The organism is Kaistella haifensis DSM 19056, from assembly GCF_000735695.2.
Classification (GTDB): Bacteria; Bacteroidota; Bacteroidia; order Flavobacteriales; family Weeksellaceae; genus Kaistella; species Kaistella haifensis.
Window position 1 is genome coordinate 1 of record NZ_JASZ02000084.1, and the last position, 1,476, is coordinate 1,476.

Consider the following 1,476-nt stretch of genomic DNA (forward strand, 5'->3'; position numbering starts at 1 on the left):
GTTTTTGCTGAAAACCGAAGGCTTGCCTTACAGCTACCTCCATCTTCCCGCGATTCCAAAGGTGAAAAAACTTCCCACTATTTTAAGCCGTGAAGAAATCTGGCGAATGCTTCAAAGTGCCGAACTCCTGAAACACAAACTGCTCATCGGCCTGATCTACGGTTGCGGACTGCGCTGTATGGAAGTAAGGAATATCAAGCTTCACACCCAAAACGCTGCTCAATAAATGCCGGTGCTACAAGGAGGGAAACCTTGTGACCATTGCTATTTTCGGGCAGAGGGGGCCGCCGCAGGACTTTCTTTTCGTCACCCAACCTTTGTCTGCGGAATAAACTTTGCGGGTAAGGGAAGTTGTGCTCTACAGCCAATAAAACCCCGCAGAACCCACTTCCAAAGGCTACCCAACGCCACAAAAAAAGCAGTCCTTCCGAAAAAACTGCTTTGTACCTCTAAATCCTAAAAACGACATCCCCATAAGAGGACCAAAATGCTGCTGAAAAGCTACCGGAGCTTCCGTTCAACGGGCTTTCATTTCTTGTCTTGCAGACAAAACGAAAGCTTAGTTATTAGCCGCAGTAATTTTTACCGTTTTAAAATTTTATCAAGTCCCTTATCTGTTTTTTTTACTTCAGACTGAAGATTTATTATTGTTTTTCGTAGGCCATCTGCAATCTTATCAATGGTGTCTATGAAATTATTTTCAATAAGCAATTCTTTCAATTTTATTCTTCTGTTAGAAATTCTTATCAAATTTGAATTGGTTAATTCATCTTTAAGTAGTTCAATTATTTTGTGAGTGCAATTGTTGTTTTTCGGATGTGAGAGTAATAATTCGTAGTTATAAGAATGACAAAATGTCAATAAAGATGTTTGAAGGTTTCTAGCCCTTAAAATCATAACTTCTTTCTCATTTCCGCTTAGATGAACTGCTGGTTGAAAAATTTCTATAAAATTGTTAAGTTTAATCTTTTCATCTTTTACATTTAATTTAGTGTATATTTTTTTAAGTCTTGGTAAAAGAAATATTTCATTAAAAGCGATGTTATCAAGTTCCTTGCATAGGTTCCAAAATGTAAAACTATTATCATTTGATGAACTTTCTAACGCAGAAAATATATTTTTATATGCTAAAGCTTTTTTCGTTGTCGGCAATTCCCCTACTCGAAAACGAAGTTGTTTTTAGCCGCTAACGAGGAGGAGTCGGCGTGAAAAATTCAATATTCCAAATCCATTATTTCTTACCTTAGTACCTGCTCCTTGAAAAGACCGGTTTAAGCAATGGTGTTTAAAAAACCCGTCTGCAATTCAGGTAAGATTGCACAAAAGTCTTTGGTAGTAATACTTCAGACGGTGTTAGTTTTTAATGGTGAGTCCGCCAAAAGCAGATATCCCGATCAGAATAATTTCAAATTTAGCAAAGTGCAATCCTTGGAGTTTTTATTGGTTTAATTTAAAAAATTAAGACATGGAAATTAA

Annotated in this window: 1 protein-coding gene and 2 pseudogenes; 2 read left to right on the plus strand and 1 reads right to left on the minus strand. The window is 36.8% G+C overall.

Annotation, left to right across the window (positions count from 1 at the left end; translation table 11 throughout):
- Positions 1–226 (plus strand): annotated as a pseudogene (locus tag AP75_RS13950) (tyrosine-type recombinase/integrase); the annotation flags it as partial.
- Positions 204–332 (plus strand): annotated as a pseudogene (locus tag AP75_RS14970) (IS91 family transposase); the annotation flags it as partial. The pseudogenes AP75_RS13950 and AP75_RS14970, both read left to right, overlap by 23 nt.
- Positions 333–582: 250 nt before the next feature.
- Here the strand turns inward: AP75_RS14970 and AP75_RS13955 are convergent.
- A complete protein-coding gene (locus AP75_RS13955) occupies positions 583–1,152 on the minus strand; it encodes a hypothetical protein (protein WP_088265004.1) in 570 nt (189 codons plus the stop codon).
- Positions 1,153–1,476 lie beyond the last annotated feature (324 nt).